Raw genomic sequence first — 13,226 nt, 5'->3', positions numbered from 1 at the left:
GTGTTAAATAAATTATTGTTTATCGAAAATATAGGTGGTGAACTCGACAAAGTCATTCACATTGACCTCAACATTTTTCACTACACCGTTTTCTATCGTAAAGGGCCATACGCGTACACCGTAGAGCGGGTCGTTAAAAGTTGCCAGGTACCTGCTGCCTCCCAGTGCATCAAGTTGTGCGAAACGGCCCTTATGGTGTTCAAATCTTGCAAGGAGCTTTCCGTTTTCCAGGGCGATGGTCATGGCGCCGTAAACAGGATTCAGGTAGTTGCCGGTGATGGCCGCCGGCGTGGCAGCTGCCGGAAGCTTCATGGCAACAGTATCCCGTTTTGCCTTCAGTCTTGCCTGTTGCCTTGTCTGGCTGGTGGCATACTGGGTATAGGAAATATGACTGTAGTTACGAAAGGGTAAAGCCAGCAGGGCATCCTGGATCTCATCTTTCAATGCTTCGTACAATCCGTTTGCATCGGTATTGGTCAGTACAATAATGGCCGTTCTGGTATCGGGGATGAGGGTGAGGCTCGTAACGAAACCATTTACGCCACCAGTATGCTCTACGATCTGATGCCCCTCATATTCGCGCAGGAACCATCCCAGGCCGTACATCATGAAATGGGAACTGTTAAAGGCGGAACCGCCGTTACCCAGGATACTGTTTGGTTCTCGGGTGATGCCTATGGCTCCCGGTGGTATAACGGGGGTGCCGTTCCAGCGGCCGCTGTCCATCAGCGCTGTTGCCCAGTGGGACAGGTCCTTTGCACTGGAAATGATACTGCCGGCGGGGGCCAGGTTGTCGAGGTGGCCATAGGGTACTTTTTTGAGTTGCCCCTCTACCACCGTGTGTGCACGCGCAGTGTTCGATGCCGTATCAATTGATTTGGAATAGGGAAGTGTTCGGGTCATGCCCAGCGGCTGGAAAATCTGCTGCTGCAAAAAACTGCCCCAGGTCAGACCGGATGCTTTTTCGAGCACTTCACCGGCTACAGCAAAAGCGGCATTGGTGTAGCCCCATTTTGCCCGGAACCCATAATCCGGCTTCAGTTTTCCAAACTTTTCTTTGGTTTCAGCATAGGTGAGGTCTGAATCAAAATACATGAAGTCGCCCTGGAATGTTTCGAAACCAAGCCTGTGGCAAAGCAGGTCTCTGACGGTGGCCTCCCTGGCAACCCAGGGATCGAATTGAGTGAAACCGGGTACCCATTTTTGTACTTTGTCATCCAGCGAGAGCACGCCTTTCTGTTCCAGCATGGCCAGTGCCGTCGCGGTAAAAGCTTTTGTATTGCTGCCGATGCCAAAACGGGTATCGGCATCCACCTTTTCCGGCTTCCCGGTTTCCCTGACCCCGAATCCTTTCAGGTAAATGACTTTTCCCTGCTGTACAATAGCAACGGATAAACCCGGCACCTGCCATTCTTTCATGGCTGTGCCGATATAATTGTCGAGGCTGTCTTTGATAAAATTTCTGCTTACAGCCGGTGAGTATTGGGCAAACGTGCCGGTATAACCGATAAATACCAATACAAAAACATGAAAAATCCGCATGGGAAGGTTTTGCCGAAAGATACTATTCCTCTTCTTTTTTTCCGTCAATCTTCACACCGATCGCCTTCAGGCGTTTGTATTGTTCACCTGACTTTTTCATGTATTCGAGTAACTGGTACTCGGTGGCAATCTGCACGAATTCGTAAGGCGGCGCATAATACCGCATGAAAGTGTCGATATCCGGACCGGTAATCCCGGTGATCTTGATGATTTTTGCCCGGCTGAACCGATGTTCCACATATTTTTCCTGTTCCTCACGGACAAGCCTGTCCCGGAATGCGGCCATACTACGGTTGCGCCGGAACCGGAAAATATTGATCAGTTCATCGAGATCGAGCCCAACGCCGAAATTACCCGATGCAGGGGAGGAGCTCGAAATACCCAGTCCCGGTTTCTTAAAGTCGAAAGCCTTTGCATAATCCTGCCGGTTCTGAATGGAGTCTGCCCGGTAACTCCTCGGCATCACCTGAACTTCCCGGAGAGTGGTAACATTCACATGAAGAGAGATATCAAACTGGCTGACGGTCGGGATCTGCTGCACGGCATAGCGCGGCGTGGGACGGCCGAGATAGGAAAAGTAGATGGAGTCATTGTCTGACACCACTATACTGTAGCGACCCATGGAGTCGGTAACGGTACCCCTGCCGGTGGCTGTGAGTACGCTGACACCCGGCAGCGGAACAGTCCGGTTCATTTCAAAAACGGTACCGCTTACCCGAACCTGGGCCGTAAGGGAATGATTTGCCATCAGGCAGAAGGCAATCATTATTATATATATATGGTATGGGTTAGCGGTTGATTTCATCTGGTCTACAAGGGTACGACCAAAATATGGTTCAAAACAGGCAGGGTTGAAATTTAACGGTTTACGCCCGGCAGGGATAAGATCGTCTTTTCAATTACCGGTGCAAAGTGAAGATGTTCCAGTTCATGAATGCGCCGGGCAAGTGTTGCCGGTGTATCATCGGGAACCACTTCGCAGGTTGCCTGGAATAATGTTCCGCCGTGATCATATTCACCATCAACGAGGTGAATGGTGATGCCGCTTTCTTTTTCACCTGCGGCAATAACCGCTTCGTGAACAAAGTTGCCATACATCCCCTTGCCCCCGTATTTTGGAAGCAGGGCCGGGTGGATATTCAGCATATGGCCAGAATAGGCAGTGATCAAAGCTGACGGGATCTTCCACAGAAAACCCGCCAGCACTATGAAACCGATACCCGCTTTTTGCAGGTCGGGGAGATAGGCGTCACCACGGAAGAACCTTTCTTTTTCTATAGTAAGAACAGGGATGCTGAAGTCGGCAGCGATATTCAGTACCCCGGCTCCCGGTTTGTTGCAAACGACAAGTGCAATGATGATTTGGGGATGCCCCTGGAAATATTCGATGATTTTCCGGGCATTCGATCCAGCGCCGGAAGCGAAAATGGCTACTCTGGTGAGGGAAGTATCAGTAAATGTTGACATATTGGAAGGATTGTCTTCAACGCGGGAGCGCGTGGCTTTTCCGGAAATTCTCCGGCCGAGCCTGGAAAGGTAGTTCCGGAAAAACGGGAACTGCCCGAACGGGATGCTGACCAAAATTACCATTAAAGGCCAGCAGAGGGTGATAATAATTAAATAGGTGACGAGGCGAAGTGCCGCATAGTCAATTGAAAGCTGCAGGAGAATTTTTCGTCCGACCCATCCCGTCAGGCTGCCTCCGATGGCGAAGGTGAACAGGATCAATAAAAGTTGAAATGGACCTACCTTCCATTTTGCTTTCAGTTTATCGAACATGTTGCAAACTAAGCAGAAATGTTTGAACAAAGAGTGTTACGGATAGAACAAAACCACAATCTGAAATTGCTCACAACGCATTGAAATGCAAGCCCTGCGCAGTCAAAAAAAAAGCAGGAATGTTGATATATTGTCAATATCGTGTCATATTTTTGTGCCCGAATCGCATCTTTTAACATTACCAACAGAACATTTCCAGCTTATGATTTCCTATAGATCGGTTGTGAAGCGTGCAGTTTTCAGTGTTCTTCTTCTTGCTGTTGTTAGTCTCGGTCAAAACGTTTTCGCCCAGGATGGTAAGGCACTTTTTATGGAGAAGTGTGCTTCCTGTCACTCAGTTACCAAGACATTGACAGGTCCCGCGCTGAAAGGAATTGATGAGCGGGTACCGGATAAGAAGCTGTTGCACGCATGGATCCGCAATAACCAGGCGGTTCTGGCTACGGGAAACAAGTATTTTAACGACCTGTATCTTGCCAATAACAAGACACCGATGAACCTGTTTCCGGATCTGACCGACGGGGAAATCGATGCTATTCTGGCTTTTGTTAAGACCGAAGGTGACAAACCTGTTGTTGCCGCTACACCTGGTGGCGATAGTCCGGCCGATAAAGCGCAGAGCAGTGATTCTACCTTGTTATATGGCATTCTTACCCTGATCCTCGCAATCATTGTGTTCACCCTGTTGCAGGTGAATGCCAACCTGAAAAAATTGAGCGATGATAAAGAAGGCGTTCCTGCCCATGAGCCGGTACCTTTCTGGCGCAACAAGGCCTATATCGCGCTTTTTGCCGTAATCCTCTTTATTGTCGGCGGCTATTATACCATCCAGGGCGCTATCGGGCTGGGTCGTAACAAAGACTATCAGCCGGAACAGCCGATATACTACTCCCATAAAGTTCACGCAGGAACCAACCAGATCAGCTGCCTGTACTGCCACGGTGGTGCACAGGATGGCCGTCACGCCAATATTCCTTCGCTCAATATCTGTATGAACTGTCATATGGCTATTAATGAGTATACGGGTACCGAAAAGCTTTATCGTGAGGATGGAACCGAGGTTCATGGAACTACCGAGATCCAGAAAATTTACAGCTATACCGGCTGGGATCCCGCACAGAAAAAATACGCCAACGAGCCCAAACCAATCGAATGGGTGAAGATTCACAACCTGCCTGACCACGTATATTTCAACCACTCCCAGCACGTGGTAGCGGGTAAAGTTGCCTGCCAGACCTGCCATGGCGATATCCAGAACATGGGTGAAGTGAAGCAATTCTCCGACCTCAGCATGGGCTGGTGTATCAACTGTCACAGAGAGACCAAGGTTCAGTTCAACGATAATAAGTTCTACAGCATTTACGAGAAATTCCATGACGACCTGAAAAGCGGTAAACTGGACAGCGTGACTGTAGAAAGGATCGGTGGTACAGAATGTCAGAAATGTCACTATTAAGCCGCAGCTAGCGCGGATCGTTAACTATTTCATCACCAAAAAATCAATGCCCCTTCCGGGGTTTGGTATATGGAGCAAAAAAAGTACTGGCAAAGTTTCGGTGAGTTGAACAACTCAGCAGCACATCAAAAGAACGTTCAGGACGAGTTTAAGGAAGATTTGCCTTTTGAAGGTCTTGATGTCCAGGGTGCAACAACACCCAGGAGGGACTTCCTGAAATATGTGGGATTCAGCACAGCCGCAGCTGCCATCGCAGCAAGTTGTGAAACTCCGGTGAAGAAGGCCATTCCGTTCATCAACCGCCCGGCTGATGTAATCCCGGGAGTAGCCGAATACTATGCCACCACCTATATCGCTGGTGGTGATGCCATACCGGTGATCGCAAAAGTGCGCGACGGCCGCCCCATCAAACTGGAGGGTAATGAACTGGCAAGCTGGACGAAAGGCGGCACTACCGCCCAGGTTCAATCTTCCGTTCTTGAATTATATGATACTGCCCGCGTTCGTTTTCCGTTCGCTGACAAAAAAGAAGTAACCACCTTCGAAGCTTTCGACAAGATGGTTGCCGGCGCCCTCTCCGGTTTAGGCGGAGCTCCGGTAGTAATCCTCTCCAGCACCATAAATTCTCCCTCGGGCCGCCAGGTGATCAGCGAGTTCCTCGCCAAATATCCAGGCAGCCGTCATGTACAATATGATGGTGTTTCCTACAGCGGCATGTTGCAGGCAAACGAAGCCACTTATGGCAAACGCGCAATCCCGGATTACCAGTTCGGAAATGCAAAAGTGATTGTAAGCCTTGGTGCTGATTTCCTCGGTACATGGCTGAGTCCTGTTGAATTCCAGCGCGGATACACCAAAGGAAGAAAAATCGATCCTGCAAACCCTTCCATGAGCAAACACTTTCAGTTTGAAAGTATGCTGAGCATGACCGGTGCGAATGCAGATGAAAGATTTACCCATAAGCCTTCTGAAACAGCAGCAGTGGCGGCAGGTCTGCTCGCAGCGGTGAATGGCCAGGCGGTAACCAATCTTAAGAGCGACAAGCTGAAGAAAGGCATTGAAACTGTTGCGAAAGAACTGGCCGCCAACAAAGGTGCAGCACTGGTGGTAAGCGGCAGCAACGATGTAAATGTGCAGATCCTGGTAAATGCGATCAATGAAGCTGTGGGCGCCAACGGAACGACAGTTTCCTGGGGCACAACCAACCTGACGAGGGCTGGTATCGACAGCGACATGGCCACTTTTGTGAACGAGCTGAACGCCGGATCAATCGGTGCTGTCATTGTGATCGACGCAAACCCTGCCTACAATTACTATGATGCCAAGAAGTTCACTGATGGTCTGAAGAAAACCAAAGTGACCATCGCGCTCACCGAAAAGAATGACGAAACTACGCAGCTGTGTAAATACCATCTGCCAACACATAATTTCCTGGAAAGCTGGGGCGATGCTGAACCCAAAAGCGGTTTCATCAGCCTGGTACAGCCTACCATCGCGCCGCTGTTTAAAACCCGCCAATGGCAGGAATCCCTGCTGAAATGGAGCGGCAATACCAGCAGCTTTGCAGAGTATCACAAGAATTTCTGGACAGCACGACTTGGTGGAAGCGACACTTTCCTCAAGGCACTTCAGGACGGTGTAATTGAAGCGGGTACTGCTACAACCGGTACCGCCGCCTTCAATAGCGCCCCGGTAGTAGCTGCAGTTGCAGCAGCCGTTCCGGCAGCTGTGAAAACTGGCGTTTCCGGAAAATCTGCTGACGTGGAAGTACTCCTTTATCAGAAGGTTTCGGTGGGTGACGGTCGTCACGCCAACAACCCCTGGCTGCAGGAAATGCCTGATCCGATCACCAGGGAAACGTGGGACAACTACGTGATGATGTCTCCGGCGCTGGGTAAAGCACTCTTTGGTATTGATCTCGATGACGCCAAGCAATCAGACACCTACGAAGCATTCCCGGTTAAGCCGTCAGTTACCCTGAAAGCCGGCGCGCAAACGATAACCCTGCCCATCCTGTTGATTCCGGGCATGGAAGAGAATACTGTTGCCATCGCATTAGGATATGGCCGTGCAGCAGAAGTTGGAAAAGCAGCAGCCAATGTTGGCCAGAACGCTTTCCCGCTCGCAACTTTCAATGGTACTACCGTACTCCTGCAGACCGCGGGACAGGTAACGGAAGCAGCCGTGGGTGCACCCCATAAAATTGCGACCACCCAGACGCACAGCTCTTACGAGGGCCGTCATGAGGTGATAAAAGAAATTACCCTCAACTCTTATAAAAAGAACCCCCATCAGATCATTGAAGCAAGGGCGAAAGAGCTTGAGCCATGGGGCGGATTGGAACACTATGAAAAGGATGGTACCATTTACCCGGTGTTTGATAAACCCGGTATCAAATGGGGGATGAGCATCGATATGAACAGTTGTTACGGTTGCGGCGCCTGCGTGGTGGCCTGTACTGCCGAGAACAACGTTGCCGTGGTCGGTAAACCCGAAGTACTGCGTGCACATGACATGCATTGGCTGCGGATCGACCGCTACTTTACCGGTGATATCAAAGATCCCGAAAGCATCCAGACTGTGTTCCAGCCAATGCTCTGCCAGCATTGCGACAACGCTCCCTGTGAAAACGTTTGTCCTGTAGCCGCTACCAACCACAGTTCTGAAGGTCTTAACCAGATGACTTATAACCGTTGTATCGGTACACGTTATTGCGCGAACAACTGTCCGTATAAAGTGCGTCGTTTCAACTGGGCTGACTATACAGGAGCAGACAGCTTCAAGCACAACCAGGATGAACTGAATGATGTGGTGCTGATGATGAACGACGATCTGACCCGCATGGTGCTGAACCCGGATGTTACTGTCCGCAGCCGCGGTGTGATCGAAAAATGTTCTTTCTGTGTTCAGCGTCTCCAGGATGGCAAACTGAAAGCGAAGAAAGCAAACCGTCCGCTTACCGACAGTGATGTGAAGACAGCATGTCAGCAGGCTTGTGCGGCTGATGCGATCGTTTTTGGAAACGTAAACAACAGCCAGAGCGAAGTATCCAGAACCCGTAAGGAAAATGAGCTTCGCCTGTTCTATTCCCTGGAGCAGATCCACGTTATGCCGAACGTGAACTATCTCGCGAAAGTGAGGAATACAGACCGGCTCAATGCAGCGCATGGTCATGAAGAAGCAGCTCCCGCAGCAGCTGAAGGTGCAGAACATGGCGCACACCATTGATCTGTATATATTAGGAAGGAAAGAGTTGAACTTAAAAAACCAATCAGCGGAGGGTAAAACCGAAGCTAAACGCTTAACGATATGGCATCATTAAGATACGAATCGCAGGTTAGGAATCCACTGGTGACAGGAACCAAGGACTATCACCAGATTACAGAGGATATCGTTCGTCCCATCGAATCAAAAGCCAGCACACTCTGGAAAATCGGTTTTGCGATTTCCCTGTTGTTTCTGGGTTTCGGGGTGTATTCTGTTTATCGTGAGGTAACCTATGGTATCGGGGAATGGAACCTGAACAAGACCATCGGATGGGGTTGGGACATCACCAATTTCGTGTGGTGGGTAGGTATTGGTCACGCGGGTACACTGATTTCTGCGATCCTTTTGCTGTTCCGCCAGGGATGGCGGACAGGCGTGAACCGTGCCGCAGAAGCGATGACGATTTTTGCGGTAATGTGTGCCGGACAATTCCCGATCTTCCACATGGGTCGCGTTTGGATGGCCTTCTTTGTATTGCCTTATCCCAACACCCGCGGACCGCTCTGGGTAAACTTCAACTCTCCGCTGCTGTGGGACGTATTTGCGATCTCAACCTATTTCACCGTTTCTCTCCTTTTCTGGTATTGCGGCCTGTTGCCTGATCTGGCGACCATCCGTGACCGTGCAAAAGAAAAATGGCGGAAGCATATGTATGGCGTACTGGCTTTTGGATGGACTGGTTCTACCAAGCACTGGCAGCGTCATGAAGCACTGTCGCTCGTACTGGCTGGTTTGAGTACACCACTGGTACTTTCTGTACACACTATCGTATCGTTTGACTTCGCCACCTCTGTTATCCCCGGCTGGCATACAACGATCTTCCCGCCCTATTTCGTGGCAGGTGCGATCTTCTCCGGCTTTGCGATGGTACAGACACTGCTGATCATTACCCGTAAGGTGCTTGCACTGGAAGATTATATCACGATGGAACACATCGAAGTGATGAATAAGGTAATCGTACTGACGGGATCGATTGTGGGTATTGCCTATATCACAGAGCTGTTCATTTCCTGGTACGGACAAAACCCTTATGAGGCTGCAGCGTTCAAGAACCGCTGGGACCTGAGCACGCCGTATGGCTGGTCTTACTGGCTGATGATGAGCTGTAACGTTATCGCGCCGCAGTTCTTCTGGTTCCGCAAATTGCGCCGTAACCTGCTGTTCACTTTCTTCATGAGTATCATTGTAAACGTGGGCATGTGGTTCGAACGCTTTGTGATTATCGTTACTTCCATTTACCGTGACTATATCCCCAGCAGCTGGAGTACTTACTATGCTCCGACTATATGGGAAGTAGGGTTCTATATGGGAACATTCGGACTCTTCTTTACCTGTTACTTCCTCTTCTCCAAATTCTTCCCGGTTATTGCGATCGCTGAGATCAAGCATATCCTGAAAAAGAACGGGGAAAGCTTCAAAGACAACATGGAAAAAGAGGAATCAGAATCTGTTGAGGCATTCGCGAATGAGTACGCGCATCATTAATTTGACTTTTGAATTTGAATAATATGGCGATAAAGAAATTCATAGTAGGCTCTTTTGACGACGAGAAAGTATTGTTCCCTGCCGTTAAAAAAGTAAGGAAGGCCGGATATAAGATCCACGACGTATATACGCCGTTTCCGATCCACGGCCTTGATACAGCGATGGGCCTGCGTGATACCAGCCTGCATACTGCCGGTTTTATTTACGGGATTACCGGAACCACCACAGCATTGACTTTTATGAGTTGGGTCTTTAATAAAGACTGGCCCCTGAATATTGGTGGTAAGCCACATTTCCCTTTGCCTGCATTTATTCCCATTACATTCGAATTGACCGTTTTGTTTTCTGCGGTGGGAATGGTATTGACTTTTTGTTATCTCTGCCAGCTGGCTCCGTTTGTTAAGAAGCACCACTTTCATGCCCGCGCTACGGATGATCTGTTTGTAATGGTGCTGGAAGTAACCGGTAAAACAAACGAAGAAGAAACGAAAGCGTTCCTGGCCGCTGCCGGAGCGAAGGAAATCAATGTTCAGGTTGCGGAAGCCGATTGGTGGCTGGGCCGATATGACAAAGAAGAAAAGCTATTCGCGAACGGGTAATAAAGAAAACAGAAAAGCAGCATGAAGAAGATTCTCATCATAGCATCCGGACTCACAGCAGTGGCATTGACTTCCTGCAGTGATGTAAAAAGACACCCGAGCCGGGCATACATGCCGGATATGGCTGACAGCAGGGCAATTGAGACTTATAGCGACCATCGTGCCCTTCAGGCCGAGGGGATTAACTATACTGCAGTTCCTGTGGAAGGTACTGTTAGCAGGAGTGAAGAAGTTATTTATAAAATGCTGAAGGATACCACCGGCCAGCATGCGTTGTCGGCGAACCTGAAGAATCCGTTGCCTCCGCTGGATTCCACGCAGCTGGTGGAAGCAGAGCGTCTTTACCTGATTAATTGCGGTATCTGCCACGGTGCCAAGCTTGATGGAAATGGCCCCCTCTACAAAGATGGCAATGGCCCATACCCCGCGAAACCGGCAAACCTGGCGGGAGATGCGGCAATTAAGGCGCTTCCTGCCGGAACGATTTTCCATGTGGAAACTTATGGCAAGAACCTGATGGGTTCTTATGCGTCACAACTTTCTACCAAACAGCGCTGGATGATCGCAGATTATATCAAGATCAAACAGGGTGGTGGCAATGCTCCGGCAACTGCAACAGACAGCACCGCAGCAGCTGCCAAAACAGCAACAGCAAATACGGCAGCACCGGATTCCAGTGCAGCTAAAAAATAACGGCGTATACCATTTGACCAACGAAAAAATTATTGAGAATGTCTTTCAGAGAACAGTTTGAGATACCGGCGAAATACAAGATGTGGTCGATGATTCTGATGGCGATCGGCATCGTTTCTGTGCTGGTTGGATATTTTATGTACGGAACCGGCGATGAACATCAGAATTCACGCTTTTGGGGAACGCTGCTGTACAACAGTGTATTCTTCATGCTGGTAGTGAACGCCTCGATGTTTTTCATCTGCGCCACCACGATGGCAATGGGTGGCTTCCAGATGGCTTTCCGCCGTGTAACAGAAGCAATCTCCACAGCTGTCGTGCCTCTGGGAATTATTTCAGGTGTGATTTTGCTGACACTCGTTCTTGGCCACAAACATCATATCTACCACTGGCTTACTCCCGGCAATGACAAGATCCTGTTGGGTAAGTCCGGCTTTCTCAACGCCAACTTCTTCATCATCTGGACTATCCTTTCCATCGGTGGCTGGATCTTCCTGGGTGCAAAAATGCGTGCGATCTCCAAAGAGATTGACAACCGTGAAGCGCTCAGCGTTGAAGAAGGGAAGGCATACATCTTCAAGAATACTATCTGGGCATCTTTGTTCCTCGTATGGTTCGGCCTGACAGTAATGTCTACTGTCCCCTGGCTGTGGCTGATGAGCCTGGATGCACACTGGTACAGCACCATGTATTCCTGGTATACCTTTGCTTCCACTTTTGTAGCAGGAATGTCACTGATCACGCTGTTTGTGATCTACCTTAAGAACCAGGGCTACCTGGAACTGGTTAATCACGAGCACCTGCATGACCTCGGAAAATTCATGTTTGCATTTTCTGTATTCTGGACATACCTGTGGTTCAGCCAGTACATGCTGATCTGGTACGCCAACATACCCGAAGAGACGGTTTATTTCAAACACCGTGTACAGGGTCCTTACCGGGGTATTTTCTTCCTGAACCTGATCGTGAACTTTATCGCACCGTTGCTGATCCTGATGCGCAGAAGCAGCAAACGTAACTATACCCTGCTGGTGTTTATGGCTGCACTGATCATCTGCGGTCACTGGCTGGATTTTTATCAGATGGTGATTGCTACGCTTTCCAAAGAGCATGTTGAATTGAATTTCTTTGATTTTGGTGTGGCGGCTGGTTTTGTCGGCCTGATCATGTGGAGTACCGGTAACGCGTTGACCAAGCGTTCCCTGATCGCGAAAAATCACCCCTTCTTCAAGGAGAGCATCATTCACCATACCTGATCCCATTACTTAAACAAAAGCTTTGGGGAAAGGCATTCATTAAAAACTTTGTATAAACTCGGCGAATAACATGTCAACTTTATTAATCATTGCGATCCTTCTGTTGGGTTTTATTGTGGTCTTTCAGATCGCAAAAGCCAGCGAATATGTGGCCGTGCTGAAGGGCGAAAAGAAGACTTTTGAACAGAACAACAAGATAAACGGCTTTCTCCTGCTTGCCTTTATGGTGTTGGGTCTGATCGGAGTTTACTGGTGCAATGAAATGTTCAAGGGAAAGATTCTCGGTGAAGCGGCTTCAGATCATGGTGAGAAGATCGATACGATGCTCTACATCACCCTGGCACTGACCGGAATTGTGTTTGTGATCACACAGGTCCTCCTTTTCTGGTTCGCTTACAAATACCAGCATTCTGAAAAAAGAACAGCATTCTATTTCCCGCACAACAACAAATTGGAAGTGATCTGGACCGTTGTTCCGGCAATTGCGCTCACCGTACTCGTTGGTTTTGGCCTCGTTTACTGGTTCAAGATCACCGGAGATGCACCTGCAGATGCGAATGTGGTGGAGATCACCGGCAAGCAGTTCGGATGGATTTACCGTTATGCAGGTAAAGACAAGGTTTTCGGAAAGAAATATTATCAGAATATCAATGAGGGTAAAGGCAACCAGTTGGGACTTATCTGGGATGATAAATCGGCGCAGGACGATATCGTGACGAGTGATGCGATGTACATGGTGGTGAACAAGCCCGTAAAACTGATCATCAACAGCCGCGACGTGGTTCACGACGTTGGAATGGTGCATTTCAGGATGAAGATGGATGCTGTTCCGGGTACACCAACCACCATCTGGTTTACGCCGAAGTTCACGACCCAGGAAATGAAAGAGAAGACTGGCCGCCCGGATTTTGAGTATGAGATCTCCTGTGACCAGATGTGCGGAAAAGGTCACTACTCCATGAAGGGAATCATCAAGGTGGTAACACCTGCTGAATTTGCCCTGTGGATGGCCAAGCAGAAACCGGCATATGTTCAGGCAAACCCTGAAGCAGCACCGGCCCCTGGTCCTGCAGCTGTGGACTCAGTAAAATCAACCGCAGCCGCTACCCAACATTAAGGAAACTAAAAAGATCGTACCGATTCATAAAC

10 protein-coding genes are annotated in these 13,226 nt (G+C 49.2%); 7 read left to right on the top strand and 3 right to left on the bottom strand.

Annotated elements, in window-relative coordinates; genetic code table 11:
* Window positions 1–12 precede the first annotated feature (12 nt).
* The 3 genes from FPE01S_RS06200 to purN form a co-directional block, all read right to left on the bottom strand.
* The gene (locus FPE01S_RS06200; RefSeq protein ID WP_046367934.1) at window positions 13–1,542 is read right to left on the bottom strand and encodes a serine hydrolase; all 1,530 of its coding nucleotides are present in this window, start codon (window positions 1,540–1,542) and stop codon (window positions 13–15) included.
* Window positions 1,543–1,564: 22 nt separating this feature from the next.
* On the bottom strand, window positions 1,565–2,308 hold the full coding sequence (locus FPE01S_RS06195) for a carboxypeptidase-like regulatory domain-containing protein (protein WP_046368709.1): 744 nt from the start codon (window positions 2,306–2,308) through the stop codon (window positions 1,565–1,567).
* Window positions 2,309–2,400: 92 nt separating this feature from the next.
* Window positions 2,401–3,321: a phosphoribosylglycinamide formyltransferase gene (gene purN / locus FPE01S_RS06190; RefSeq protein ID WP_245623950.1), complete on the bottom strand. Its 921-nt coding sequence runs from the start codon at window positions 3,319–3,321 to the stop codon at window positions 2,401–2,403.
* A gap of 202 nt (window positions 3,322–3,523) precedes the next feature.
* Between purN and FPE01S_RS06185 the strand changes: the two genes are divergently transcribed.
* From FPE01S_RS06185 to FPE01S_RS06155, 7 genes are all read left to right on the top strand, one after another.
* Window positions 3,524–4,777, top strand: coding sequence for a c-type cytochrome (locus tag FPE01S_RS06185; protein WP_046367933.1), 1,254 nt, complete (start codon window positions 3,524–3,526; stop codon window positions 4,775–4,777).
* Between the two features lie 69 nt (window positions 4,778–4,846).
* Window positions 4,847–8,005, top strand: coding sequence for a TAT-variant-translocated molybdopterin oxidoreductase (locus tag FPE01S_RS06180; protein ID WP_046367932.1), 3,159 nt, complete (start codon window positions 4,847–4,849; stop codon window positions 8,003–8,005).
* Between the two features lie 81 nt (window positions 8,006–8,086).
* The gene (gene nrfD, locus FPE01S_RS06175; protein ID WP_046367931.1) at window positions 8,087–9,529 is read left to right on the top strand and encodes an NrfD/PsrC family molybdoenzyme membrane anchor subunit; all 1,443 of its coding nucleotides are present in this window, start codon (window positions 8,087–8,089) and stop codon (window positions 9,527–9,529) included.
* Between the two features lie 23 nt (window positions 9,530–9,552).
* On the top strand, window positions 9,553–10,128 hold the full coding sequence (locus tag FPE01S_RS06170; protein ID WP_046367930.1) for a DUF3341 domain-containing protein: 576 nt from the start codon (window positions 9,553–9,555) through the stop codon (window positions 10,126–10,128).
* A 21-nt stretch (window positions 10,129–10,149) separates the two neighbouring features.
* Window positions 10,150–10,821: a c-type cytochrome gene (locus FPE01S_RS06165; protein ID WP_046367929.1), complete on the top strand. Its 672-nt coding sequence runs from the start codon at window positions 10,150–10,152 to the stop codon at window positions 10,819–10,821.
* A 38-nt stretch (window positions 10,822–10,859) separates the two neighbouring features.
* Window positions 10,860–12,077, top strand: a complete 1,218-nt coding sequence (locus tag FPE01S_RS06160) for a hypothetical protein (protein WP_046367928.1) — start codon at window positions 10,860–10,862, stop codon at window positions 12,075–12,077.
* 70 nt (window positions 12,078–12,147) lie between these two features.
* Complete coding sequence (locus FPE01S_RS06155) at window positions 12,148–13,194, top strand: cytochrome c oxidase subunit II (RefSeq protein WP_046367927.1); 1,047 nt, start codon at window positions 12,148–12,150, stop codon at window positions 13,192–13,194.
* Window positions 13,195–13,226 lie beyond the last annotated feature (32 nt).

The sequence above is a fragment of the Flavihumibacter petaseus NBRC 106054 genome (assembly GCF_000974785.1).
Lineage (GTDB): Bacteria > Bacteroidota > Bacteroidia > Chitinophagales > Chitinophagaceae > Flavihumibacter > Flavihumibacter petaseus.
This window is presented reverse-complemented; position numbering and strand designations above follow the sequence as displayed.

Excerpts from the sequence above, each read along its gene's own strand:
- FPE01S_RS06185 (WP_046367933.1), top strand. The coding sequence starts at position 3,524 with ATGATTTCCTATAGATCGGTTGTGAAGCGTGCAGTTTTCAGTGTTCTT.
- FPE01S_RS06170 (WP_046367930.1), top strand. The coding sequence starts at position 9,553 with ATGGCGATAAAGAAATTCATAGTAGGCTCTTTTGACGACGAGAAAGTA.
- purN (WP_245623950.1), bottom strand. The coding sequence starts at position 3,321 with ATGTTCGATAAACTGAAAGCAAAATGGAAGGTAGGTCCATTTCAACTT.
- FPE01S_RS06200 (WP_046367934.1), bottom strand. The coding sequence starts at position 1,542 with ATGCGGATTTTTCATGTTTTTGTATTGGTATTTATCGGTTATACCGGC.
- FPE01S_RS06155 (WP_046367927.1), top strand. The coding sequence starts at position 12,148 with ATGTCAACTTTATTAATCATTGCGATCCTTCTGTTGGGTTTTATTGTG.
- FPE01S_RS06165 (WP_046367929.1), top strand. The coding sequence starts at position 10,150 with ATGAAGAAGATTCTCATCATAGCATCCGGACTCACAGCAGTGGCATTG.
- FPE01S_RS06180 (WP_046367932.1), top strand. The coding sequence starts at position 4,847 with ATGGAGCAAAAAAAGTACTGGCAAAGTTTCGGTGAGTTGAACAACTCA.
- FPE01S_RS06195 (WP_046368709.1), bottom strand. The coding sequence starts at position 2,308 with ATGATTGCCTTCTGCCTGATGGCAAATCATTCCCTTACGGCCCAGGTT.
- nrfD (WP_046367931.1), top strand. The coding sequence starts at position 8,087 with ATGGCATCATTAAGATACGAATCGCAGGTTAGGAATCCACTGGTGACA.
- FPE01S_RS06160 (WP_046367928.1), top strand. The coding sequence starts at position 10,860 with ATGTCTTTCAGAGAACAGTTTGAGATACCGGCGAAATACAAGATGTGG.